This window comes from Arthrobacter sp. 2RAF22 (assembly GCF_052115325.1).
Lineage (GTDB): Bacteria > Actinomycetota > Actinomycetes > Actinomycetales > Micrococcaceae > Arthrobacter.
Genome location: NZ_JBFRGL010000012.1, coordinates 21,843 through 44,451 on the forward strand (window position 1 = coordinate 21,843; position 22,609 = coordinate 44,451).

The 22,609-nt window shown below is 65.3% G+C and carries 18 protein-coding genes; 6 read left to right on the top strand and 12 right to left on the bottom strand.

The window, feature by feature from the left end; genetic code table 11:
• Nucleotides 1–7: 7 nt before the first annotated feature.
• Nucleotides 8–745, top strand: a complete 738-nt coding sequence (locus tag AB4068_RS10835) for a fumarylacetoacetate hydrolase family protein (RefSeq protein WP_059388434.1) — start codon at nucleotides 8–10, stop codon at nucleotides 743–745.
• A 69-nt stretch (nucleotides 746–814) separates the two neighbouring features.
• Here the strand turns inward: AB4068_RS10835 and AB4068_RS10840 are convergent, their stop codons facing one another.
• Nucleotides 815–1,714 (bottom strand): glycerophosphodiester phosphodiesterase, encoded by a 900-nt coding sequence (locus AB4068_RS10840; RefSeq protein WP_441433364.1) that lies wholly within the window; start codon nucleotides 1,712–1,714, stop codon nucleotides 815–817.
• A 206-nt stretch (nucleotides 1,715–1,920) separates the two neighbouring features.
• Here AB4068_RS10840 and AB4068_RS10845 point away from each other — a divergent pair, with 206 nt between their 5' ends.
• The gene (locus AB4068_RS10845) at nucleotides 1,921–3,126 is read left to right on the top strand and encodes a DUF445 domain-containing protein (RefSeq protein WP_441433402.1); all 1,206 of its coding nucleotides are present in this window, start codon (nucleotides 1,921–1,923) and stop codon (nucleotides 3,124–3,126) included.
• A gap of 22 nt (nucleotides 3,127–3,148) precedes the next feature.
• Here the strand turns inward: AB4068_RS10845 and AB4068_RS10850 are convergent, their stop codons facing one another.
• From AB4068_RS10850 to AB4068_RS10865, 4 genes are read right to left on the bottom strand one after another with little or no spacing between them, the layout of a single operon-like run.
• Entirely contained in the window at nucleotides 3,149–4,042 is an 894-nt protein-coding gene (locus AB4068_RS10850) for a biotin-dependent carboxyltransferase family protein (RefSeq protein ID WP_441433365.1), read from the bottom strand.
• The gene (gene pxpB, locus AB4068_RS10855) at nucleotides 4,042–4,689 is read right to left on the bottom strand and encodes a 5-oxoprolinase subunit PxpB (protein ID WP_441433366.1); all 648 of its coding nucleotides are present in this window, start codon (nucleotides 4,687–4,689) and stop codon (nucleotides 4,042–4,044) included. Before pxpB ends, AB4068_RS10850 begins: the two co-directional genes overlap by 1 nt.
• A complete protein-coding gene (locus AB4068_RS10860) occupies nucleotides 4,673–5,422 on the bottom strand; it encodes a LamB/YcsF family protein (RefSeq protein WP_441433367.1) in 750 nt (249 codons plus the stop codon). The genes pxpB and AB4068_RS10860 overlap by 17 nt, the downstream gene beginning before the upstream one ends.
• Entirely contained in the window at nucleotides 5,406–6,209 is an 804-nt protein-coding gene (locus AB4068_RS10865; protein WP_284991101.1) for a hypothetical protein, read from the bottom strand. Before AB4068_RS10865 ends, AB4068_RS10860 begins: the two co-directional genes overlap by 17 nt.
• Nucleotides 6,210–6,341: 132 nt before the next feature.
• Here AB4068_RS10865 and AB4068_RS10870 point away from each other — a divergent pair, with 132 nt between their 5' ends.
• Genes AB4068_RS10870 through AB4068_RS10880 form a run of 3 tightly spaced genes read left to right on the top strand, consistent with a single transcriptional unit; the run spans nucleotide 6,342 to nucleotide 8,544 of the window.
• Nucleotides 6,342–6,488: a hypothetical protein gene (locus tag AB4068_RS10870; protein ID WP_306960266.1), complete on the top strand. Its 147-nt coding sequence runs from the start codon at nucleotides 6,342–6,344 to the stop codon at nucleotides 6,486–6,488.
• A 33-nt stretch (nucleotides 6,489–6,521) separates the two neighbouring features.
• Complete coding sequence (locus tag AB4068_RS10875) at nucleotides 6,522–7,235, top strand: DNA alkylation repair protein (RefSeq protein ID WP_441433368.1); 714 nt, start codon at nucleotides 6,522–6,524, stop codon at nucleotides 7,233–7,235.
• A gap of 28 nt (nucleotides 7,236–7,263) precedes the next feature.
• Nucleotides 7,264–8,544 (top strand): macrolide family glycosyltransferase, encoded by a 1,281-nt coding sequence (locus tag AB4068_RS10880; RefSeq protein ID WP_441433403.1) that lies wholly within the window; start codon nucleotides 7,264–7,266, stop codon nucleotides 8,542–8,544.
• Between the two features lie 48 nt (nucleotides 8,545–8,592).
• Here AB4068_RS10880 and AB4068_RS10885 read toward each other — a convergent pair whose 3' ends face one another.
• Nucleotides 8,593–9,009, bottom strand: a complete 417-nt coding sequence (locus AB4068_RS10885) for a hypothetical protein (protein WP_441433369.1) — start codon at nucleotides 9,007–9,009, stop codon at nucleotides 8,593–8,595.
• A 202-nt stretch (nucleotides 9,010–9,211) separates the two neighbouring features.
• Nucleotides 9,212–9,883 carry an SRPBCC family protein gene (locus tag AB4068_RS10890; RefSeq protein WP_441433370.1) on the bottom strand — a complete coding sequence of 224 codons (672 nt, stop codon included), beginning with the start codon at nucleotides 9,881–9,883 and terminating at the stop codon, nucleotides 9,212–9,214.
• A 187-nt stretch (nucleotides 9,884–10,070) separates the two neighbouring features.
• On the opposite strand from AB4068_RS10890, the gene AB4068_RS10895 reads away from it, so the two are divergent.
• Nucleotides 10,071–11,312 (top strand): UPF0158 family protein, encoded by a 1,242-nt coding sequence (locus AB4068_RS10895; RefSeq protein ID WP_441433371.1) that lies wholly within the window; start codon nucleotides 10,071–10,073, stop codon nucleotides 11,310–11,312.
• 14 nt (nucleotides 11,313–11,326) lie between these two features.
• Here AB4068_RS10895 and AB4068_RS10900 read toward each other — a convergent pair whose 3' ends face one another.
• The 5 genes from AB4068_RS10900 to AB4068_RS10920 all read right to left on the bottom strand — a co-directional run bounded on the left by AB4068_RS10900 (nucleotide 11,327) and on the right by AB4068_RS10920 (nucleotide 22,597).
• Complete coding sequence (locus AB4068_RS10900) at nucleotides 11,327–11,767, bottom strand: recombinase family protein (RefSeq protein ID WP_441433372.1); 441 nt, start codon at nucleotides 11,765–11,767, stop codon at nucleotides 11,327–11,329.
• 196 nt (nucleotides 11,768–11,963) lie between these two features.
• A complete protein-coding gene (locus tag AB4068_RS10905) occupies nucleotides 11,964–12,485 on the bottom strand; it encodes a hypothetical protein (protein WP_441433373.1) in 522 nt (173 codons plus the stop codon).
• On the bottom strand, nucleotides 12,482–19,756 hold the full coding sequence (locus tag AB4068_RS10910; RefSeq protein ID WP_441433374.1) for an RHS repeat-associated core domain-containing protein: 7,275 nt from the start codon (nucleotides 19,754–19,756) through the stop codon (nucleotides 12,482–12,484). The genes AB4068_RS10905 and AB4068_RS10910 overlap by 4 nt, the downstream gene beginning before the upstream one ends.
• Complete coding sequence (locus AB4068_RS10915) at nucleotides 19,753–20,397, bottom strand: hypothetical protein (RefSeq protein WP_441433375.1); 645 nt, start codon at nucleotides 20,395–20,397, stop codon at nucleotides 19,753–19,755. The genes AB4068_RS10910 and AB4068_RS10915 overlap by 4 nt, the downstream gene beginning before the upstream one ends.
• Complete coding sequence (locus AB4068_RS10920) at nucleotides 20,351–22,597, bottom strand: hypothetical protein (RefSeq protein WP_441433376.1); 2,247 nt, start codon at nucleotides 22,595–22,597, stop codon at nucleotides 20,351–20,353. The genes AB4068_RS10915 and AB4068_RS10920 overlap by 47 nt, the downstream gene beginning before the upstream one ends.
• Between the last annotated feature and the right edge of the window lie 12 nt (nucleotides 22,598–22,609).

Below are 22,609 nucleotides of genomic sequence, written 5' to 3' on the forward strand. Positions count from 1 at the left end.
GAGTTCCATGCGCATCGCCCGACTGAAGACCCCTTCCGGCCCCCAGCACGCTGTCCTGCGCGATGGACGCTGGGACCACATCGAGGATCCCTTTGCCGAGGTCCTATCCTTCACCGGAGAATCCAGTTCCGCGGACGACGCCGAGCTCCTCGCCCCGGTCCGGCCTTCCGTGGTGCTCGGAATCGGGCACAACCTGGGCAACAACAACCACGTACTGCCCATCCAGGCCTGGCACAAGTCCGTCCACAGCATCGCCGGACCCGGTGACGGCATCGTGGCCGTGCGCAACGCGGGCACGGTGAACGTGGAAGGCGAGTTGGCCGCCGTCATCGGAAAGCGGGCGGAAAAGCTCACTGCCGAGAACGCCTTGAGCCACGTCCTGGGCTACACCGTGGTCAACGACGTCACCAACGTGGATCAAAACCACGTCGACGAAAAGCTCTTCCAGGGCAAGTCCGGCACCAACTACACGCCGCTCGGACCGTGGATCGAAACCGGGATCGAGGACCCGGACAACGTCAGCACCGAGGTAGTAGTCAACGGCGAGGTCAAGGCCCGGTCCGGGTCCTTCAACCTGCCATCCTCCATCACGGATTGCCTCGTCTATGTCACCGAATGGCTGACCTTGGAGCCCGGCGACATCATCATGACGGGAGCTCCGAACACCTTCGTGGCTGTCCAGCCCGGCGACCGGGTGGACATCACACTGGGCGGCATCGGAACCCTCAGCAACACGGTCATCTGACTCGCAGTTGTTGTCGTTTTGGAGCCCCTAAACGACAACAATTGCGAGCTAGTTGGGTGCGCGTGGTGCCTAAAGCTGGGCGAGGACCTGCGCCGGCTTGTTCGTGGTGATCTCGTGGATGCCCAGGCCTTGGCAGAGGGCAACATCGTTCTCCGAGTCAACGGTCCACACCCGGAAGCGGCGGCCTGATTCCAGCCAGCGCTGGACGGTGCGGGCATGCTTGCGGACGTAGTCGATGCCCGGGCCGGCGAGTCCAACCTCGCAGTCGTCGAGGATCCGTTCGCCCTCCTGCTGGGCTGCCTTCATCACGTTGGCCACGGCTCCCCCAGTGATGACTCCCAGGCCCAGTTCATCGCGGACTTCTTCCACCGTGACGTCGTCCACGAGCTGGCAAATGTGCTCCGCGGGAACGAACTGGAGCAGGTGCTTGACCGAATCCGGGCTGAAACTCATGAAGGAAACCTGGATGTTGTCCAGCATGGAGGTCTCCGCGTTCCACCCTTCCCGGCCGAGAAGCTCCAGCACGCGGTCTTCAAGCTTGAGCTGGTACGGGCTGGGGTGCTTGAGTTCAATAGCCAGGCCAATGGTCCTGCCGGCACCACGCAGGATCTCCAGCAACTCCGGGAGCGTCAGGAGCTGGTCCGATTTTGCGCCGTACTGGTCCGGAATCCGGGCGCCCTTCCAGGAAGAGAAATCCAGCTGCCGCAGATCTTCGAGCGTCTTCTCGGCCACGGGACCGGTACCGTCGGAGGTGCGGTCCAAGTTCGCGTCGTGGAGCAGGACAACGTGCTGGTCCCGCGTCAGGTGGACGTCGCACTCGACGCCGTCGGCGCCGTCGGCGATTGCTTTCAGGTAGGCGGCACGCGTGTGCTCGGCAAATGCTGCACTGGCTCCGCGGTGGGCGTAGACCATGGGCCGCGTATTTTGCTCCGTGCTTTGGTCTGGGCGACCGGGCTCGTCATTCGTCATGGGGACACGGTAGCCCACGTCCATGACAGCGACGGGGCTACGCTGGGCACATGCAGGTGAACTCTGAACAAATCCCGGTGACGGACAGCGATAGCGACCTGACGGCGGAGGCCACCCGGAACGCAGGTGCCGGGAACAGCTCCACGGTTGGGTCCGGCGTCGGGCAACGGAACGGCGACGCCGAAAAGGCGGCTGCCCTGCGTCGGATGAAGTCGGTGGCGCTGGCGCTCCTGATTGTGATGGCGGTGGTTTTCACGGCCGCTTTCGCCCTGCAGAGGCAGTATCCGTGGCTGGAATACGTGCGGGCCGCTGCCGAGGGCGGCATGGTGGGAGCGCTGGCCGACTGGTTCGCCGTCACTGCGCTGTTCAAATACCCCATGGGCCTGAAAATCCCGCACACCGCCATCATTCCGCGGCGCAAGGACCAGATCGGCGCTTCGCTCGGGGAATTCGTGGAGACCAACTTCCTGTCCGAGCAGGTGGTTCAGGAGAAGCTCGCGAGCATCGACATCGCCCGGAAAGCCGGCACGTGGCTCGCTTCCCCCGGCGGTCCGGAGCGCATCGCCAAGGAAGGTTCGGCACTGATCCGCGGGGCGTTCACCGTGCTGAACGACGACGACGTCCAAGCAGTGATCGAGGGCATGGTCCGCAAGCACCTGCTCACCCCGCCGTGGGGACCGCCCGTAGGCCGGATGGCCGAACGGATCTTTGCCGACGGCCACCACCACAAACTCGTCGATCTGCTGGTTGACCGGGCGGCTGATTGGGTGGAAGCGAACCACTCCACGGTGAACCGGCTCGTGTCCGACCGTTCGCCCCTCTGGGTTCCTTCCTTCGTGGACGACATCGTGGGAGACAGGGTCTACAACGAAATCTCCAAGTTCGTCCGGGCGGTGCAGCAGGATCCCGACCATCAAGTGCGCCAATCGATCGATACATACCTCGGTGATCTTGCCCAGGATCTCCAGCACGATCCCGCAATGATCGCCCGCGCGGAGGCAATCAAGACCCAGGTCCTCGGCGATCCCGAGGTCCGCGAACTTGCCTCCCGCACGTGGGGCACTATCAAGGACGCGCTGCTCACCGCCGTCGACGATCCCGACAGCGAACTGACACAGCGCTTCAAGAGCGCCGTCCGGGACTTCGGTTCGCGGCTTGTCAACGACGACGAGCTGGCGGGCAAGGTCAATGCCTGGATCGGTGATGCTGCCGGGTACCTCGTCAAAACGTACCGTTCCGATATCGCTGGGGTCATCACGGACACCGTGGCGCGCTGGGATGCCGAGGAAACCTCGCAAAAAATCGAGCTCCAGGTAGGTAAGGACCTGCAATACATCCGCATCAACGGCACCGTAGTGGGGTCGCTGGCCGGGCTCGCGATCTTCACGGTAGCGCACTTGGTGTTCGGCTGACGCAGTCCGGTGGAGGGGACCTTCAGCCGAGGAAACGGATCCGCTGGCCGGGGCGGGCTTGGCCCAATAAGTCCAGGTCCGTGCGACGCACCACGGCAATCACAGGGTAGCCACCCGTCACGGGATGATCTGCCAGGAATACCGTGGGAAGGCCCGACGGCGGCACTTGCAGTGCGCCGAGCACCATGCCTTCGCTGGGCAGTTCCTCAAGCCGGGCCTGGGTGAGCGGGCGGCCCACCAGCCGGGCACCGATCCTGTTGGAATCGGGCGACAGGGTCCATTCCTGGCTGACCAAGCGGCGCCAGGAGTCGGGGTCGAACCAGTCCGCCCGGGGGCCGCGATCCACGCGGGCTGTGATGGCGCGCCCCGGATCAGGAGCGCGGCGGATGGCAGGGAGGACATGCGCATTGTTAACGGTCCCCGAACCCGTACCCGAAACCAGGCCATTGCCCGCCGAAACATGCCCGATTCCTAGCTGCTCACCCGATGTCAACGGCGCTGGGCCTTCACCGGAGAGCATGTCCGTGCTGCTTGAACCGAGGAGCTTTGGCGCGTCGATGCCGCCCTGTACCGCCAGGTAATATCGCAGTCCGAACAGAGGGGAACCGAAGTCCAGCACGGCGCCTGGGGCCACCCGGACGGCTTGGTTCAGCGGAATCTCGGCCCCGTTGAGTCTCACGATTCCCTCGGCACCCGCCACCGCGATCGTCGACGCCGTGACGAACCGCAGGCGAAGCCCACCCAGCAATATCTCCAGCCCTGCCGCCTCCGCGGGATTCCCCACCAGCAGGTTGGCAAGGCGAAGCGATTGCCGGTCCAGCGCGCCGGAAGGGCTCAACCCCAAGGAAGCCCAGCCCTGCCTGCCAAGGTCTTCCACCAAGGTGAGGGGGCCGGGGTTCACCACCACTATCCCCATCAGGCCTCCACGAATCGGACCAGGTCACCCGGCCGGATCAGCGCGGGCTCGGCCTTGGACGCGTCCCACAGTGCCGCCGTCGTGGTTCCAATCAGCTGCCACCCGCCCGGAGAGGATCGCGGGTAGACGCCGCTGAACTCGCCCGCGAGGCCAACAGAGCCAGCCGGCACGGCGGTGCGTGGGGTGTTCCGGCGGGGAACGCGGAGCCGCTCATGCGTGGTGACCAGGTATACGAAGCCGGGCGCAAAGCCGGAAAATGCGGCAGTCCACTCCGAGCTCGTGTGAAGCTTGACCACTTCGGCCTCGCTCATGCCGAGGAATTGTGCCGTTTCGGCAAGGTCCGGGCCACGGTAGGAGACCTCGATGGTCACTTCGCGGCCCGAGCTGGCGACGTCGTATGCCGGTTCTGCGGACTCCAGCCAGTCGCGGACGTCGGAAGGACGGATCGTTTCGGGATCGAAGGTGACCAGGACAGTGCGGGCGGCGGGCACGACGTCGATGATCCCCTCCGGCATTGAACTGCCAACCGAAGCGCCGGGCCCGGTCAGCCCGCGGTAGTACGCGACGACGGCGGTCAGCTCGGGCAGTTCCACCAAGAAAGCGCTGTCGCCGCAGGGCAAAAGCTCCCGCTCAAGCGAAGGATTCAATCTCCACTCCAGCTTCCTCGAGGCCGGCGCGCACCGCCGCCGCCAGTTCGACAGCACCCGGGGTATCGCCATGGATGCACAACGAATCGGGCTGAACCCGCACCACTGTGCCGTCCACGGCCAGCACCTCGCCCCGCACGGCAAAGCGCACAGCCCGCTCGACTACCGCGCCGGCGTCGTGCACCACCGCGCCTTCCTGCGAGCGCGGCACCAACGTTCCGTCCGGCATGTAGCCGCGGTCCACGAACGCCTCGCGGAACACCGGGTGGCCGGATTCCTCGGCGAGGCGCAGCAGCGCCGAGCCCGGCAGGCCAAGGACGGGTAGCCCGGGATCGTAGGCGTGAATCGCAGCCACTACTGCTTCGGCCTGCTCGACGTCGTTGACGATCCTGTTGTACAGGGCACCGTGGGGTTTGACGTAGTCCACGGAGGCGCCCACCGCGTGGGCCATGCCGTCGAGGGCACCGAGCTGGTAGAGGACGTCGCCGAAGAGCTCATCGAAGGACATGTTCATCGATCGGCGCCCGAAGCCGTGCAGGTCCCGGTAGCCCACGTGGGCGCCCACCCGGACGTCGAGCTCGAAGGCGGCACGGCAGCTGTCCAGCATGGTCACCGGGTCCCCGGCGTGGAAGCCGCAGGCGACGTTGGCGCTGCTGACGATCCGGAACATTGATGCGTCGTTCCCCATGGTCCAGGAGCCGAACGACTCCCCCGAATCAGCGTTGAGATCCACTATTCCCGCCTTCCAGCGCGTTCTGGCGGGCGGCTGGGAGCAGCTCGCCCGGAATGAAGTCCGGCATGGGACCGAATGCTTCCCTCGCCGAGGCCGCTACGGCACGCCCCATGACGCGGTTTCCGACTCCGCCCACCACGGCCCCCACGCCGAAAGGCAGGGCCCGGCCGAGGAAGGCCGCGCCTTGGCGCTTAACGAGCCGCTTGAGGAAGGCGCGCTGGATGGCATCGCGAATGACCCCGAATCCTCCGCCGGGCAGCTTCTTGGTGAGGGTCATGCCCCAGGCCTGGGTGATTCCTTTGCCTCTGCCGAGCGATTGTCCGCTCAGGGCACCCAGCAGGGCCGTGCCTTCCTCGCCGAGCATGATGGCCATGACCATGGTTCGCGCACGGTCCGGATCGGTGAGGCGGATTCCGTGGAGTTCGGCCAAGGAAGCGGCGTACAGAGCGGTTCCTTCCAGGAACCCGATGGTGGCAAGCGCGGAAAGGCCCAGCGAGGCCGCGGTGCCGATGCCGGGCACGACGGCGGTTGCCCCGACGGCGGCTCCCCCGCCGGTGACTGCGGCGAGGTAGTCGCGCTCCAGTTTGGCGGCCAGCTGCGCCGCTGTGGCCTGAGGGTGTTTGCGTTGCAGGCGGCGCAGGTTGGCCAGGACAAGGGGACGTTGGACCTCGACGGCCCGGAGCAGCACGTTGTGGACACCGGGTTTGGCATTGCCGCTGGCGTCGAACATGGCGTTGTGGGCCGTTTCCTGCGCAATCTTTACTGCCTGGTTGGGTCGCTTTGCCATTCTTCACCTCTGCATTCAGCCGTTGAATTCGTTCGGTAGTTCCTTGCCTAGCCTAGGCCACACGCCCCCTCCCCGGCGTAGACTTTAAGGCGTTCGCGGGAACAGTCCAACGAAGGACAGGAAGCATCCGGAATGAACAAGGCACCAGATCCGAACGAAGTCCGCCATCACAGCGACGCCCCTGCCGAAGGGGAAACGGAGGGTTGGGTGTCGCACGATACCGGCCTTCACAGCCAGGAACCTGCCGAAGGGCCGGATACCGACGACGCCCCCGCATAGTAGCGTTGAGGCTGCGAAATCGGGGGGCCGAAAGTGGCTTCGCACGGGGTGCTCGTCTCTCCGGGGGATACTCAACCGGGGCAATTGTTGGCGCGCGTCCTTGAGGAATTGCGCGCTTTGGAGAAGCACGACGCCGCGAGCTTCCGCGCCGTCCGCCGCAGGGTTTCCGCGGAAATCGCCACGATGGACGCGGCCGTCGTCTTCAATCTCGCCGAAGGGCTCGTCCAAGCGGGCTTTGACTGGGAGGGCTGGGAGTTCATCAACGCCCACCAGGCGGCTTTCGCTGAGCTGACGCGGGCCCGGCTTGAACACTTGGGAGAAGGCATCACTACGTGGGGGCAGGCTGATGCTTTTGCGACCGTTTTGGTGGGACCCGCGTGGCGCGAAGGGCTCATCTCGGACGCCGACGTCGACGGCTGGGCGCGGAGCCCGGATCATTGGTGGCGGCGCATAGCGCTTGTCTCCACAACGGTGCTCAACACGAGGTCACGCTGGGGAACGGGAGATACGCAGCGGACGCTCGGCGTCGTCGGCATCTTGATCAACGATCGCGACGACACCGTGGTCAAGGCAGTCAGCTGGGCGTTGCGGTCCTTGGTGCTGTGGGATCCGCGCGCAGTCCGAACCTTCCTGGAAATGCATGAGACTGAGCTTGCCGCCCGGGTGAAGCGCGAGGTGCGGACCAAGTTGGAGACCGGGCTGAAATCGCGGCGGCGCAGCGTTCACAGCACCGACCTTTCCCAATGAAGGATCCCCTGTTCTCGGGAGTAGCGTGATGCACGTAGCCTTCATCTGTCTGCCTGCGGCGGGCCATGTGAACCCGACCTTGCCGGTGGTCGCCGAGCTGGTTCGCCGGGGCCACCGTGTCACCTATGCGACGTCGGCAAAGTACGCGAAAGCGGTCGAAGCCGCCGGTGCCGTGTTCTTTCCCAGCGGAGAGGACCTGGCGGCCTTCCTCCCGCCACGCGAGCGTTTGGCGGAGGGCGGCGCAGCGCCTGGAGAGGGCGGCGCAGCGCCCGCTAGTGGAGGTCCGTCACCGATGTCGGGGATGTTCGCGGGAATGCCGTCCGGAATGATGTCTGGACTGCTCGATCGGATTCTCAAGGGCGCAAGGGAGGAATTCCCGGCGCTGCTGGCCCGGCTCGCAGAGGACCCGCCGGACGGGGTGGCCTACGACGCCATGACGCTCTCGGGGAAGATGGCTGCCGCGAAGCTGGCGTTGCCCGATATTGCGTTGCTACCGAGCTACGCCACCAATGAACATTTCTCGATGCGGGACCTCATGCCGGGCCCGCCGCCGCCGGGCATGATCGAGGCCTGGACACAGGTTGGCCAACGGATCCATGATTTCGCCGCGGAGCAGGGCGTGGGCCATTTGCAGTTCATTGGCGGACCTCCTGCGTCGTTGAACATCTCCTTCATCCCGAGGGAATTCCAGCCCTCGGGAGAGACTTTCGACGGCAGGTTCCACTTCGTGGGTCCATGCCTTGGCGCACGGGGCAACGAGGAGGCGTGGCGGCCCCGGGCCAAGGACAGGCCGCTGTTGTTCATCTCGCTGGGCACCACCCCGTTGAATGACCGGCCGGATTTCTTCAGGATGTGCCTGGAAGGACTTGCGGGCACAGACTGGCAAGTCGCCATGGCAATCGGAGAGCGCGTCGAGGAGTCCGAGCTGGGGGATATCCCGGACAACATTGAGGTACGGCCGTTCTTTCCGCAGCTCGAAGTCCTAGCCCGCGCCGATGCGTTCCTTTCCCACACCGGGATGAACTCGACCATGGAGGCGCTCTATTTCGGGGTACCTTTGGTTGCCTTCCCGCTGCAGCCCGAACAGGGCGCGAATGCACGCCGGGTGGAGGATCTGGGACTCGGGCGACGGCTCCCCCTGGAGGGGCTTTCCCCCGAACTGATCCGGGAAACTGTCCTTGACGTCAGCGGCGACCCTGTAGTGCGCGGCAAGCTCGAGGCGATGAGTGCCCGCGTCCGCGGGTCCGGCGGAGCCCCCGCGGCCGCCGACGCCATTGAGGGGTTCCTCGGTTCATCGACTGCTGCGTAAGTGTAGGCGGGCGAGCTTGCTCCTGGATCGATCAGGTGCGCAGTAGCTTTAGCCATTGGCCGACTCCACGGCGGCCACCAGCTCTCTTAGCGCAAGAGTGTCAAAATTCCGGTTCTTTGCAACGGCCCATGCGTCCACCGCGTCAAGTGCTGCCCACAGATAGCCGACTAGGACGGGGCGCGCGTCGTTCGGCGCCTCCGGCGGCAGGGCAACTTGAACCTTCATGAGGGAGTCCGCCTTCCGGAAATATCCGGTGCGCACTCCTTCATAGTCGGGTGCTATCAGGTTGCCTGGGATATGGAATTCGACAGTGACTTTGATATTGGAGGTAACTCCATCTCGAGCACTGCTGATTTGGCGCATCAACTGGTTAATTCCATCGACCCAGCCACGATTTGTCGGAGTTCTACCGCCGAGGATGCTTCCTAGAGAAAGGACCTTGGCAGATTCATTGACGGAGTTCACGGTACATCCGTTCGAAAAGCTGCAGCGCAAGGTTCCCGGTCAAGGGGGCCCGGGTCACGCTCGACAATGAAAGGCCCAAGGACCAGGTAGACGCCGTAGAAAACGACGAAGACCGGGTTGTAGGTGGGCAGCGTCCAGCTCAGCAGATGGATTGGTGCTGCGTGCGGTAACTCCCGCCGGTTTCCTCTTGTAATGGTCTTTCCTATCGCGCAGCCCCTGATATGACGGTTTCCTTGACGCGGGACAGGTAACGTCGCGCGTCTTTTCGCCACATCTTCTCGTACCGTCTGGAGAACCCGGGGATCGCCGGGATCGTAGCCGTCATCCCCATCGTGAGAGTGCACCCGCTCTCCGATGGCTCAATCTGGTAGGTCTGGACCATGCCATCTTTGGTTGGAGCGACGGTTATCGTCTTTGCCCAGTACGGTGCTGCTTCCTCAACAACCTCAACAGTTGCGGCTGACCCATCCGCTCGGACGAAGGTCTGTTGTTCCCCGACCCCCGTCGGCGTTCCAGGAACCGTGAAAGCACGTGCCGCATTCGACAACAGAACAGCGCTCTCCGCAGGGCGGATCAGCGACCACACCGTATCTGCATCGCACGGGTAGCTCTCCGATTCTTCAGCACGGAGCGTGCGGCCTGGAGCGCTCACACCCAATGCCACGGCTTGGTGGTACCGCGTAAGGGCGCGCCGGCTTCTTGATTTGAGGAACCAGCCCATGCCCGTCAGGACGACCATCAGAATCACCAACCCGGCGATCATCCCGAGTCCGAGTCCGGGATTACCTGCAGCGTCAGCCATGGCACCAAGAACGAGGATTCCAGCGAAGCCGACAATGACAAGAAGACCGGCGAGGAATCTGAAGAAAGCCATCACTCGAGCATTATCCAGTCTCGTGCGGTCTGGCGCCCTTCCGGCTCGCCTGTGACGAGGGTATGGATGTCGATGCGGGAGCATCGGTTATGCGGTGGTTCGGGAGGAGACGTTTTCACGAGACGGAATGGGCGGAATCCGGCGGCTACGGTTATGGCCACGTCGCGGCTCGTGCCATCCTTGGGTCATGGCACGAACCTGGTTATCGGTGACGGTGGAACTGCTCGGCGGTCGCGGGGAGGAGCTGTGGCCGTGGCCCGGGCGCGTCTTCGCGGTCGGACCGTCGCATACCTTCATGGACCTCGCCAATGCCATCAATGATGCCTTCGCCCGGTGGGACCGCTCGCACCTGTCACTGTTTACCCTGGCCGATGGCCGGGTTATTACTGATGAAGAGACGGGAGCTGAGATGGCCGGATCGACCGGCGGCCCGATCATCGCGCCGATGGACATTGCTGCTCTCAAGGTCGTCCGGACGCTGGAGCCGGGGGCTGAGTTTCAGTTTACGTTTGACCTCGGTGACGCTTGGATACACCGGTGCGTGGTCGGGGAGGTGAAGGTGGACCCGTTGGATGTGTTGGGTATTCGCCCTGGCGTCCCCTTGCCGTACTGGGGTTGGGGCAGTATCCCGGACCAGTACGGGCGCCGGTGGGCAGATGACGACGGGGAAGGCCGGGCGCCGCGGAAGCCGAGCCAGTCGCACCCTATGCAGCTGCATGCCTGGCCCGAACAGGTGCAGGTGCCCAGGATTGACCTGTCCGAACTGCGGGGAGCCATCGCTGCGGCAAATGCGGCTCGTTTCCTCGCAGCGGTGATGGGACACGATATCGATGACGTTCTGCAGCAGGTGGGGGCCGGGATACCAATGGCCCTGGAGCAGCGCCGTGGGGAGGCCGAGCCGGTGGCACTGTCGGTCATCAACCGGCTGAGGTGGCGCGGCGGCGCCGGTGATCAGCTGCTGGCCGAGGACCTGCTGGCGTGTCTGCGCGGTGTGCCGCCGACAGGCAGGGCGGTGCCTGTCGACCTCGACATGCTCAGTGTCGTGTTGGAAGGGGATCCCGGACTGTCATCCGGCGGTTACCTCGACCTGTATACCGGGCAGGTGTACGACGACGCCGCCACCGACCCGATGATTGTCGGGGAGGACGCCGCCGTCGATGTTGAGGAAGAACCGGAGCGTTGGCTTCGAATCGACCGCACCGATTCCCGGGACGGCTGGCAGGACATGGCGGCCTTCGCGGAACGGCAGCACGATAAAGGCCTCCGGGAGCGTCTTGAGCACGCGATCGAGGGCAAAGGTGCCTTCGCCCGGTTCCGCGACATCGTCCACGGCGAGAACCTCAGCGAAGAATGGTATGCCTTCTCCACCGACCGCCAGATGGGCCGCTCCCGCGAGTTCCTCGCTGATAATGACATCCGCGTGGGCTGACAATCCGGGCCCGGTCAGTGCCGGCGCGAGTGTGTCGCCCTTCCGGCGGACAGGCCGCCCAGTAAGCGGGGAAGAGCCCGCGATCGCCTGTGGAACGTTGCCCTGGACATGCCGAGACCGCGGGCGACCTGCGCGGCAGGCTCGCCGCCTTCAACCGGGCGGATAGCGTTTTGAATCTGGCTGTCGGTGATTCGGCGGGGCCGGTCGCCGACAAAGGTGAGCATGTGCTGGGTGAAGCGCCCGAGCCGGTCCAAGGTGGTGACGACGGGAGTATCTCCTTCGATCACTGCATCGAGTCCGCGGTCGAACTGGGGTCGTGATACCCAGGCCCGGGATACGCCGTGGTCCGTGTCGAGGTCGTCGCGTCGGATGCCCGCGGCCAACAGGTCCGCCTGATGCCTGTCAGTGGACTGAGCCCGGGTTGAAACTCGCATACCCGATGCGCTGCCTGTCATGTTTCCGGTCCTCGCAAAGATTCGTCAGATTGAAATCCAAGACGTCGGAGGACGGGCGTCAATAAAAAGAAAACAGATCCTAATCTGACACGCAGGACACTCTGTTCTGACGTCATTTTGGGGTATACCCCAGACTGACGCCAAAGGCTTAGCGTGCAATTTCACGTCGTTACTATTTGAGTCTCTTAATCCGGGTTCAGGTGTCGGACTCAAAGTTCCTGTCCCCGTGGATGACCACATCCACGGCGCCTTCTCCCGGGCGAGTCCACGGGAGGCGAGCAAACTCATCCATGCGGTCGTTCGCGTCCTGCAGCGACGACTGGAGTTCCTCGCCTTTCCCGTCAATGGCGACAACGAACGGGATTGCCCCCCCAGTGCGCCAGCGATCGGTGATGTTCGGAAGGATTGAAACGAATGAGTCCCCGACGGCCGATGGATTGGTCAGCCCGCGGGCAATCACGAGATACCCGTTGGTGTTTCCGAACCATTCAAGATCAGAGATGAGAGACACTGCCGCGTCAAGTCCCGCTGTCTTGAAGGGATACATGAACTCCTGGGCGAGATAGTCCGCTAGCGCTGAGTCATCTGTAAGGTCTGTCAGGTCAAGTCGAAAGATCATCATTCCACGCAAGAGGGCGTCATCCTCGAAACGCTCGAACAGGGGCTCGTCAACGCCGAGATGAATGGTGAACGGCTGCGAGAGGTCTATCGTGCTCATGGTCCGATCCGAACAGGTGCGTTGACGTGATCCCAGTAGTATATGGCGTTGGGATTAGCGGCATCGCCCTCGATGATGATCCGGTCAGGGCCGCGTTTGGCGTCCGGCTTTGCGACCGTCCACTCTTGGTATCTGCCGGGTGGAAGCAGGCCATTGCGGTTCTCGTATTCCTTGCCGTCGTGTTTATCGAAGCGGGTTCTACCGGAGGCGGCCCGTTGGATCGTGTCCTCGACGTCTGCTCTAAGAGTTGGCGAAAGGGAATCGAGCGCCATACGCTGTTGCATCTGTTCGGGGAGCTTGGGTGTAAAGGTCTCCGCGCCGCGGACCCCGATTCCCTCGGCACCCATCTCTTCGCCTGCGCCGGCCATCCCTTCGCCGGCCATCCCTTCGCTTCCGGCGATCATAGCTATATCCGCGAAGGGGCGGAGATTCTCGTCCAACTCCTTGTTGTATCTGGGATCCGTGCCTCCGGATGCCACTATCCCTGCGATGACGTCCAATGGACTGTCCATGCTCTTTGAGGCGCCTGTGGACTCTGGCGCGGGGGCTGGGCTGGATCGCGTCCATGAGGGGGCGATGTAGAACTGCCAGGAGCCCGGTACTGGTGATGTGTAGCCGGGAGCGTACGGCCCAGACGGGCCGCTTGGTACAGCGACGTCCGGTACGGCATCTGGCGCATGCCATCCCCCGTTGATTGGACCGTCCGTGACGGCCCAACTCAGGATCATGAGTCCGGAGGGGTCGGCGTTGTTGATGGCGTCGGCTTCTCCGTAAACGTACGGGGAGAAGTTCTTGGCTTCGTCGCGTTTCAGGACCGGGTCGGGGCTTGTGAATGTGCCGGTGGCGGGGTCGAGGTCGCGGGCGCCGAGGTGGGTGAGGGTGCTGATGGTGTCAGCGAGCCCGCCGATGTACCCGTTCACGGCGCCGTATCCTGCCGGATTCGCGGCGTTTGACCCGATACCCAGAACCCCTGAACCTGCGGTGGAGTACGCGCCGTTTCCGGTTGCGGTCTGGGTGGGGCCGCGGGCGAGGCCGATCGGGTCGGTGTAGCGGGTCTGGGCGATGACCGGCGTGGTGCCGACGGCCCCTTGCACGATGGTCTGGGCCGTGCCGACGCTGTCGCTGACGATCAAGGCGAGCTTCACGGAACCGCCGGCGGCGGTGCGTTGGGCCACGGCCTTCCCCGCGAAACTGTAGGTTTTGGTCGCGGTCTTCACCCCTGCAGGGGTCACGTGGGCGGTGATGGAGCCGATGGTGACGGTGGTGCCGGTTCCGTCGGTGATGCCGACGAGGTTCCCTCCGGCGTCGTAGTACCGGGTCCCGGTGCTGCCTGCGGTCCCCGACACGGGTGCCGGCGGGGTGCCCGCGCCGGCGGAGGGGTTCGGGTTGGCGGGCAGGGTGCTGCTGCCCGCGGTGGTGAGGAGTTTCCCGTCCGGAGTGTAGGCCAGGGTTTCCCCTGCCCGGCCGGTCATCCGCCCTGCTCCGTCCCAGGTGAAGGTGCTGGTGGCGGGTGACCCGGTGGCGGGAGTGGAGGTCATGGACTGGAGCTGGTGCGGCCCGGGCAGGCCGCCGGTCACGGGGCCGTTGAAGTAGCCCATGGTGTCGGCGATGAGCTGTACCGTGCCGGGGGAATCGTTCGTGAAGGAAATCGTCCCGTCCGCCCCGACCGCGGTGATCGCGAAGTTGGGGATGATCTGCCCGGCCGTGTAGTTCAGGTTCGACGTGCCCGGTTTCGGGGTCCCGCCGGCGTAGGCGGTGATGACCCCGGAGGAGGTGGAGTTCGCGACGGTGATGTTCATCGCGACCGCGGAAACCCCGGTGGCCGGCAGGCCCCCGCGGCCGGTGACCTTGACGCTGATCGTCTGCCCCGGCCCGACGGGGCCGTTGACCCCTCCGGTGCCGTTGCGGGTGTCGAGCTGCCGGAACGGGGTCTGGGCCGAAAACGCACCCGGGACCGTCGCAGTGCCGCCCAGGAAATACCCGGACGTGTCCGCGATGATCTGCACCGTGCCGGAGGAATTGTTCGTAAACGCGATCGTGCCGTCGGACGCTACCGGGGTGATAGCGAAGTTGGAGACGATCTGCCCGGTCGCGTAGTTCAGATTCGAGGTGTTCGGTTGTGGAGTCCCGCCCGCGAAGGCGGTGATGGCCCCGAACGAGGAGGAGTTGGCGACGGTGATGTTCATCGCGACCGCCGACACACCGGACGCCGGGAGACCCCCGCGGCCGGTGACCTTGACCCTGATGGTCTGGCCCGGGCCCACAGGGCCCGTGACCCCGCCGGTCCCGTCGCGGGTATCCATCGTCCGGAACGGGGTCTGGGCCGAGAACGCGCCCGGTGTGGTGGTTGCGCCGCCGAGGTAGTAGCCGGAAGTGTCCGCGAGGATATCGACCGTGCCCGAGGAACTGTTCGTGAAGGCGATCGTTCCGTCGGCGCCGACCGGGGTGACCGCGAAAGCCGCAACCGTCTGCCCCGGGCCGTAGTTCAGGTTCGAGGTGCCGGGGCGGGTGGAGTCTCCCGCGTAGGCGGTAATGAACCCGTTCGAGCTGGGGTTCGTGACGGTGATGTTCATCGCCACAGCGGACACACCGGTGGCGGGGATGCCTCCCTGGCCGGTGACTTTGACTTTGATGGTCTGTCCGGGGCCGACGGGTCCGTGGATCCCGCCGGTGCCGTTGCGGGTGTCGAGCTGCCGGAACGGTGCCTGGGCGGAAAACGCGCCCGGCGCGGTGACGGCGGCGCCGGGGTAGGCGTAGTTTTCCGTGGCAGCGAGGTTCCCGGCGTTGTCGAAGCGTTTGACCTGGGACCGGTCCCCGGCCGGGGTGTAGGCGTAGGTCTGGGCGTACGGCGCCGGACCGCCGAGGCCGGGCACCGAGGTCGAGGCCGGGGTCGGGGCGGTGGTGCAGTTCTTGGCTGCTGCGGTCCAGGCTGCGGAGAGCCTGGACGCGTAGTCGTAGCTGTAGCACTGGTAGTCATCAGGCGTCCCGGGCCGGCCTTGGTAGAAGACATCCCGGGCCGTGAGTTTCCCCGAAGTGTCGTAGCTGTAGCTGGTGGCGCCCAGGTCAGCAGTGACGCCCTTGGAGCGGTTGCTGGCGGACTGTGTGGCCAAGCGCCCGGTGGTCGCGTCCCAGCCGAGGACGACCTGGTTCAGGCCCATGGTGTCGGCCGTGGGGCTGGCGCTGTTCGGGTCGAGTTGCTGGTAGGTGGCGAGCTGGTTCTTGTCGTTGTACTGGGCGGCGACGAGGACGGCGTTGCTCGGATCTTTGAATGAGCCGAGGTTGTCAAGATCGTCGTAGTCGTTGGAGATGGTTTCGGCGCTGAGACCGCCGATGGCCGGGGTTGTCTCCGTGGCGACGTTGCCGGTGGTGGTGTACGCGCGGGTTGTCGTGTAGTCCCCGGCGTACCCGCTCAGCCCGCCGGGCAGGGTGGTGGTCGTCGTGGCGGGTTTGTAGGCGGCGTTGTACCCGGACACCGCCGTCTTGACCGGCTGGTCGTAATTAGGTCCGTTGAACCTGATCGCGGAACTGAGCTGGCCCTTCTTCTCCCCGTCGTAGGTGTTCGTGGTAAGGGTGTGGGCTGTGCCGCCTTGGGGGGTGACGCTGGTGCTGACGGTCCTGTCCAGAGCGTCGTAGCTGTAGCTGGTGAGGTTCCCGGCTCCGTCCGTGGTGCTCGCGATACGACCGGACGAGTCAAAGGTGGTGGTGGTGGTGCCGGTGTCCGGGTCGTTGGCTGATATCGGCCGGCCTGCGGCATCGAAGGCCCAGGTCCACTGGTTCCCCGCGGTGTCCAGCATGGAAGTCATCCGACCGAGTGCGTCGTAGCCGTAGGCGGTGGTGTCCGGGGTGCCCGTCGGGGTGGGGCCGTGGAAGAGCAGCCGGGACACGGTCTTGCCGGCCGCGTTCACGATCGTGGTGGCCGCGGACTCGTTCCCGGCAGTCGTGCCGGGCACGGTCGTGGTCGTGATGGTACCCACGCCGGTATAGCTGGTGTTACGAGTCCAGAGAATGGTGTTCTGATAGCTCCGGGCGGCATCGGAGATGAGGCGGCCGGCACCGTCATAGGTGTAGGCGTCCGAGGACGGCACGGCCGTGCCGTCGGGAATCATGAGGGTCGTGCTGGGGGCCGCAGCGAAGTTGTAGTCGTTGTCGACGATCAGTTTCGCGCCGAAAGAGTTGTAGGTGGTGTCGGTGGCGATCGTGCTGCCCCCATTCGGGGAACTCTTCTGGGTTTGGCGGATCCGTCCCAGACCGTCGTAGATCTCATAACTGGTGACCGGGTTGCCGAGGCTGTTGATGCTGCTCCGGGCGACCGACGACGGTGCGGTCTGGGAGATGGTGTAGGCGGTGGCTTGGGTGGGGGTCGGGTTGGTGGCTTGCGGGCGCATCGGGTCCCACACGCCGGTGACCCGGCCAGACGCGTCGTACTGGTAGCTGGTGACGTTGCCGTTCTCGTCAGTACTCGAGGTCTTGCTGCCCCGGACGGCCTCCAACGCGGTGGTCGTGGTCCAGCCCAGCGGGTTGGTAGTGGTCACCGAGGCGGGCAGCCCGGTCGCGGGCGTGTATGCGATCTGGGTGGTGCGGGCGCTGCCGGTGGTGTTGTCCGTGGAGGACACGACCCGGCCCAGGGAATCGTAGGCCAGGGTGGGGCCGGACTTCCAGATGGCGACGGCGCTGCCGTTGACCGCTGTGGCGGTGTCGGTGCGTGACGGGTTGCCCAGGGTCGGGGCCTGGTAACCGGGCGCCCCGGGTGTGGCGGCCATCGAGGAGTCATACAGGGTGGCGGTGGCGGCGATGATGTTTCCGGCCGGTGCGCCGGTCCCGGTGCAGGGCCCGGCGTAAGTGGTCGCGGTCGCCGGCAGGGCCAGCAGGTTCAGACCGCTGTTGTTCGCGCCGGTGCTGTCCGCGTATGCGGTCACTGTGCAGCTCCCCGGTAAGCCGCCGGGCTCCCCGGAATCGGACACGGAAGTGACCCGTCCGGTGCCGTCGTCGAGGGTGTTGGTGATGGTGGTGGTGCGGGTGCCGGCACCGGTGCCGCTGGCAATGATCTTTTTCACGGACGCGACGCCGATGTGCCTGGCCTTGGCCGGGTCCGTCCCGGCCGAACCGGTCGCGGTCACGGAGGAGGACCACGGGGTGGTGATGGTGGTGCTGAGCCGAGCGCCGGCCTCGCCGAGGAATTTCTGGGTTTCGACCGGCGCCCCGGCGAGCCAGGGGGAATCGGTGATGGTGGTTCCGTCGGTGGCGGTGACCGTCGCGGAGATCTTTCCTCCGCTGCTGTTCGCAGGTGTCTGGTCCAGGCCGCGCAGGTAGGTGGTGATGCTGGAGGGGTTCTGTCCGCCGGTAACGGTGCCGGTGATGGTTTTGACTTTGGACCAGCCCGCGTTCACGGACCAGGTCAGCTGGGATCCGCCGGTCCCGGCCACGAAGGCCGGTGCGGCGTACTTCCAGGCCGGGGTGCCCTGGTATTCGTAGCGGGTGACCATGGACACGGAGCCGTTGGCGCCGGGACCGGCGTCGGTGGTGACCGATGCGACCGGGTAGATGTGGAAGTAGTCCATCCGGGGACCTTCCGCGGAACCGGTGGGCGTCCACCATTGCGGGAAGCAACGCTTCGTGTTGGTTTCCGGGGATGCAGGGAGGTTCGTCTGGGAGCATTCGGCCTGCATGTAGCCGATGGTGATCGTGCCGCCGGTGACGGTGGTGATCCCGGAAATCCGGTTCCGGTCCAAGGGTGCGATCCCGGCTGCGTATTGCCAGACCCGGTTCTGCATTGGCTGCGGAGTGAAGGTCACCGCAGGGTCCGAAATAGTTCCGCCGGTGCCGGTTGAGGTATTGGCGCCCTGGTGGGCCACGGAATTCAGCCAAAGGGCCGGTTTGGTTCCATCGCCCGGTGGCGGCATGGTGTGTCCGAGGTTCCAGGCGTCCACGTCCTGGTACGCGGCACCGCCCGTGTTGGTGCGGGTCGCGAGCCTTTGCAGGCGCTGGTCGCTGTAGAAGGTGGGGGAATAGACGGAGCATGTCCCGGTTGAAGCGCAGGCGAGACCGGTCGGAATGTCATCGCCTGAGGTGCACGTGACGCCGGTGCAGCGGCCGGTGTAGGTCATTTCGACGCGCAGCGGGGACGAGGCGGACAGTTCGGTGTTGGCGCGCACGCCGTAGTCCACCCTGGTCAGGCGGCTGGAGCGAACATAGCTCTTCAGCGGACCCGTCCCGGCCTGGGTGGTGTAGTTGTTGACGTCCTGGGTGTAGTAGAAGGCCTCGGAGTTGTTGTTGACGTCCACGACGTAGTCCAGGTTCCAGGCGTAGGCCTGCTGGCACAGCGTCTGGGCGAAGGTCGCGGCGGCGCAGGGCTGGGTCGGGGTTGCTGCCCCGACCGGGACCGTGTCGGCCGAGTTCGTCGTTGCGTTCCCGCCGACCCAGCCCGGGAGGTGGTTGCGGCCGAAGAAATACTGGGTCCCGGAGGTGTCGGTCAGTTTCCAGTACCCGCCGTCGAAGGTGCCGTTCGAGTTGGTGTTGTCGGTCAGGTATTCGACACGGGTGTTGTCATCGTTCTGCAGCCTGTATTTACCGGTGGCAGCGTCTTTGATGACCTGCCCGGAACGGCCGCCGAAGGAAATGCTGAACTGCTGGCCCTCGGCGGCGCCGCACAGATCGTAGGTGGAGCCGGCCGGCAGGCCCTGGTCCATGCACGAGGCGAATTTCTGCCGGATCGTCCCGGCCCCGGCGAGGGACCAGCCGTCGCCGATGACGGAAGCCTGGTTGTTCGTCGAACTCGTCAGCCCGTCGATAGTGGAGGAATCGTAGGCCAGGGCCAGTGCCGGGGTCGGGCCGGCGGGGGCCTTCCGGGCGCTGAAGGGGTAGTTCCAGGTAAAGCCGCCCGTTTGGCCTGTGGTGCCCCATGCGCCGGAGGCGACCCCGGGGAGGGCGGCGAAGTTCCCGGCACCGTTGTCGTTGGCGATCGGTCCCGGTGTCCCCAGCGGCACCATCCGGGTCAGACTGGCAGGACTCACCGTCAGTTCCGCGCCTGCCCCGGCCTGCGCGGATGATGGTCCGGTCCCGCCGGCGGGCCGTGGCCCGCTGAGCAGGTTCTGGAGGGCCGGGGTCCACGGGGTGACCGGCACCGCCGCGACTGGATCGGGACGCTGGGGTGTCCACCCGGTGGATTGGTCGACCGTGATCGCGAACAATCCGGCACCGGCGGTGACTACCGCGGCGGCAACCGCGAGAACCCCGGCCTTGGGGATTCTGAAGACGTTTCGGTTTTTGCTCATCTCAGGACTCCGGTGTCGGTGCTTTGATAGATGTTCTGCGCGTTGATGAACTGATCCGCGGTGAGGACACCCTGGACCATCATGGGTTTGAAGATCCGGCCGATGAATCCGCCGCCCAGCTTCACGGGCTGCACCCCGGTGGAGGCAAGATGGTTCGTTGTCGTGGTCGCCGTGGTCCAGGTGCCGGTGGTTCCGTTCTGGGTCTTCGTGATCCGCAGCTGCTGGTTGTTCTTGTCGTAGACCGCCGAAAGGAAATACCAGCTGGTTCCCAGGGAGCCCGTCAGTTTCACCTGCTCCGAGGTGGTGCTAGTGATCCAGGTATCGAGTTCTGGATTGTTGAAGCCGTCCAGCTGCAGGGCAGCGCCGGGCGAGTTGGTGCCCGCCATTTGGGTGATCAGCGCCTGAAGACTGATGCCAGGCGGTGCGCTCGAGGACACCGGGCAGAACCAGCCGGAGACGCTGAAGCTCTGGGCAGTGTCGACCGCCGATGTTGCGGTCTCCGCGTGCTTGGTGGCATCGGTGATCTCCAGCGCCTTGGCGGTGCCGTTGCCGATGTTCGGGTCAGGTGCCCCCTGGCAGGAGCCGGCCGGGCCGTTAAGGGTCCTGATGTCGGTCCAGGTTGCCCCGGTCGTATTCGGCACCGCCAGTACGCCCGTGGGAAGGGCTGCCGGGTGGCCGACCGTGTACTGGTAGGTGGCCGCTGTGTGGCTGGCGGTCTGGTTGTTGACGTTGCCGGCATAGTCGAAGGACCACACTGTCAGATTGGAGGTGTAGTCGATGGCCGCGACTGTTACTGTCGCGTGCCGTCCGTCGGCGGGGCAGACAACGACGAAACTCAGCGTCCGTGTGCCGCAGCTGAGGTTGGTGGGGGGGGCTCGTAGGCGCCGCACTGTTGGTGGCCGCGTACACGAAGCCCTGGACCGGGTACGTGCCCGGTTCGTCGATGTTGAAGTTATAGGTCGTGGACCCGACGGTGCCCTTCGGGTCGTTGTGGGTGGCGTCGAAAGGGGAAAGCGCCGGATCGTAGGCCGGGGCCGGGCCGGCCGGGGTGATGGTCGGGGGGTCCGGCTGCGTCGTCCTCACCTCGAAGAAGAACTGCATCACACCGGAGTTCACGCCGTTCGAGTCCTGTGCCTGGGCCTGGAGCTGGTACACGCCGTCGGCGAGCGGGGGGCCTTGCCACGACGGGTACCCCCCGGATCCGGGCTCGGGAATCGGGCCTGTGCCGCCGAGGTAATGGGTTGGGTTTTGGGTGTCGAAGAGGGCAAACCAGATGTTGATGTTTCCGCCCGGGGCGCCGTCCGGGTCCCCGACGGTCAGGGTGTAGATGGGTTGGTTCGACCGTGTGACGTAGGTGGAGGCGAACGGGGCGCCGGTCCAGCGGGCGTTGTTGATATTCCACAACCCCGGGGTGTAGGGCGGAGTGTCGTAGGTGACGATGATCGAGGCATCGTTGTTGAACCGCTTCCAGCCCAGCGGGTCGCCCTCGTTGCCGGCCCACAGAGACACCGTCCACTGGCTGACAGTCTGCAGGGTCGACTTGATCGAGGACAAGTCAAAGCCCACGGTCCCGGCCGGGCAACCTGATGAATACCCCTTCGCGACCGTCCTGGAATCCGTCTTGGCGACCAGCCCGGGCTGGGCGTTCCACGTCGTGCCCGGGCTGATCCCGCCGGTAACCCACGCATCCACCGGCGTTGCCGTGCAGGAGGAGGACCAGGTCTCGGTCGCGTTCATCACGGCCGCGAGGATGACCTTGCCGGACATCGGCGTGGTGTCGAACTGGTAGTACCCGCGCGTGGTGTGCGAGACACCGTCCGGCGCCCAGTACGACGGGAGATAACCCACGTGCACGGTGGAGTCCGTGTACTGGCCGTTCCAATAAGGGGTAGTCGGGTACGCGCTGTCCACGTACAGGTAGGAGGCCCTCACCGTGGACCAGTCCGGATCCACGAACAACGGGTAGTGCAGGTTCGGCAGGTTCAGGATCTCGCTCATCCCCAGGACCTGGGTCTGCTTGCCGTTCTCGGACCCCAGTCCCAGGGAAAACGGCCGGGTGATCCCGGGCCCGCCCGGATCCGAAGCGGATGCACCGGACTGGGAGGAATCCCACCACTGGCCCATCGCCGTGCGCAGCTCCGCTTTCCCCGTGTCCGTGCCCGTGGCAGAGAGACCCCCGCCGGGCTCGGCCTGGACGGTGGCGTTCTGTGCGTCCAGGAAAATGCGCATCTGCACCACCCGCGGATCCTTCGCAGCCTCCGCGGTCGCGATCTTCAGCACCTGGGACACCCCGGTCTTGTGGCTGACCTGGATCAGATCCACCCCCGGCAACACCGACGCGTACGTGGCCGTGTTGCCCGCAACCACCGGTTCGGGCAGCGGATCGAAGGGCCAGGACTGCTTCACGACGTGGCCGCGCTTGTCATCGACGCTCGCCATCTGGGTGCTGCCGCCACGGGCCAGGGTGACATCGACCGGCGTCATCCTGGGTTTGAGGACCGCCTGCCCGTTCACGGTGGCCTGGACCAGGTCCGTGGAAATATCCTGCCACCCTGTCGCGGTCTGCATCCGGGCCGGTTCCGCGTTCACGGTCCGGGTGAACGTCCCGTCAGGGTGTGCCACGGTCTGTTCGGTCGGGGTGGTCAGGGCGTCGACCACGACATCGGTCCTGTTTTGGGCGGCCTGGGTCTTGGCCACGCTCTCCGTCACCGGCCCGGCAATGCCGGCGCCGACGCTCCCGGGCAGAGGTCCTGCCCAGGCCGGGCCGGGCGCCGCCAACAACCCCGCTACTACCGACAACCCGCAAACAGCACGCAACAGCAACGAAGGACGAGATCCCACGGGACTACTTTC

Excerpts from the sequence above, each read along its gene's own strand:
- AB4068_RS10835 (WP_059388434.1), top strand. The coding sequence starts at position 8 with ATGCGCATCGCCCGACTGAAGACCCCTTCCGGCCCCCAGCACGCTGTC.
- AB4068_RS10840 (WP_441433364.1), bottom strand. The coding sequence starts at position 1,714 with ATGACGAATGACGAGCCCGGTCGCCCAGACCAAAGCACGGAGCAAAAT.
- AB4068_RS10845 (WP_441433402.1), top strand. The coding sequence starts at position 1,921 with ATGAAGTCGGTGGCGCTGGCGCTCCTGATTGTGATGGCGGTGGTTTTC.
- AB4068_RS10850 (WP_441433365.1), bottom strand. The coding sequence starts at position 4,042 with ATGGGGATAGTGGTGGTGAACCCCGGCCCCCTCACCTTGGTGGAAGAC.
- AB4068_RS10865 (WP_284991101.1), bottom strand. The coding sequence starts at position 6,209 with ATGGCAAAGCGACCCAACCAGGCAGTAAAGATTGCGCAGGAAACGGCC.
- AB4068_RS10870 (WP_306960266.1), top strand. The coding sequence starts at position 6,342 with ATGAACAAGGCACCAGATCCGAACGAAGTCCGCCATCACAGCGACGCC.
- AB4068_RS10880 (WP_441433403.1), top strand. The coding sequence starts at position 7,264 with ATGCACGTAGCCTTCATCTGTCTGCCTGCGGCGGGCCATGTGAACCCG.
- AB4068_RS10890 (WP_441433370.1), bottom strand. The coding sequence starts at position 9,883 with ATGGCTTTCTTCAGATTCCTCGCCGGTCTTCTTGTCATTGTCGGCTTC.
- AB4068_RS10895 (WP_441433371.1), top strand. The coding sequence starts at position 10,071 with ATGGCACGAACCTGGTTATCGGTGACGGTGGAACTGCTCGGCGGTCGC.
- AB4068_RS10900 (WP_441433372.1), bottom strand. The coding sequence starts at position 11,767 with ATGACAGGCAGCGCATCGGGTATGCGAGTTTCAACCCGGGCTCAGTCC.
- AB4068_RS10905 (WP_441433373.1), bottom strand. The coding sequence starts at position 12,485 with ATGAGCACGATAGACCTCTCGCAGCCGTTCACCATTCATCTCGGCGTT.
- AB4068_RS10910 (WP_441433374.1), bottom strand. The coding sequence starts at position 19,756 with ATGAGCAAAAACCGAAACGTCTTCAGAATCCCCAAGGCCGGGGTTCTC.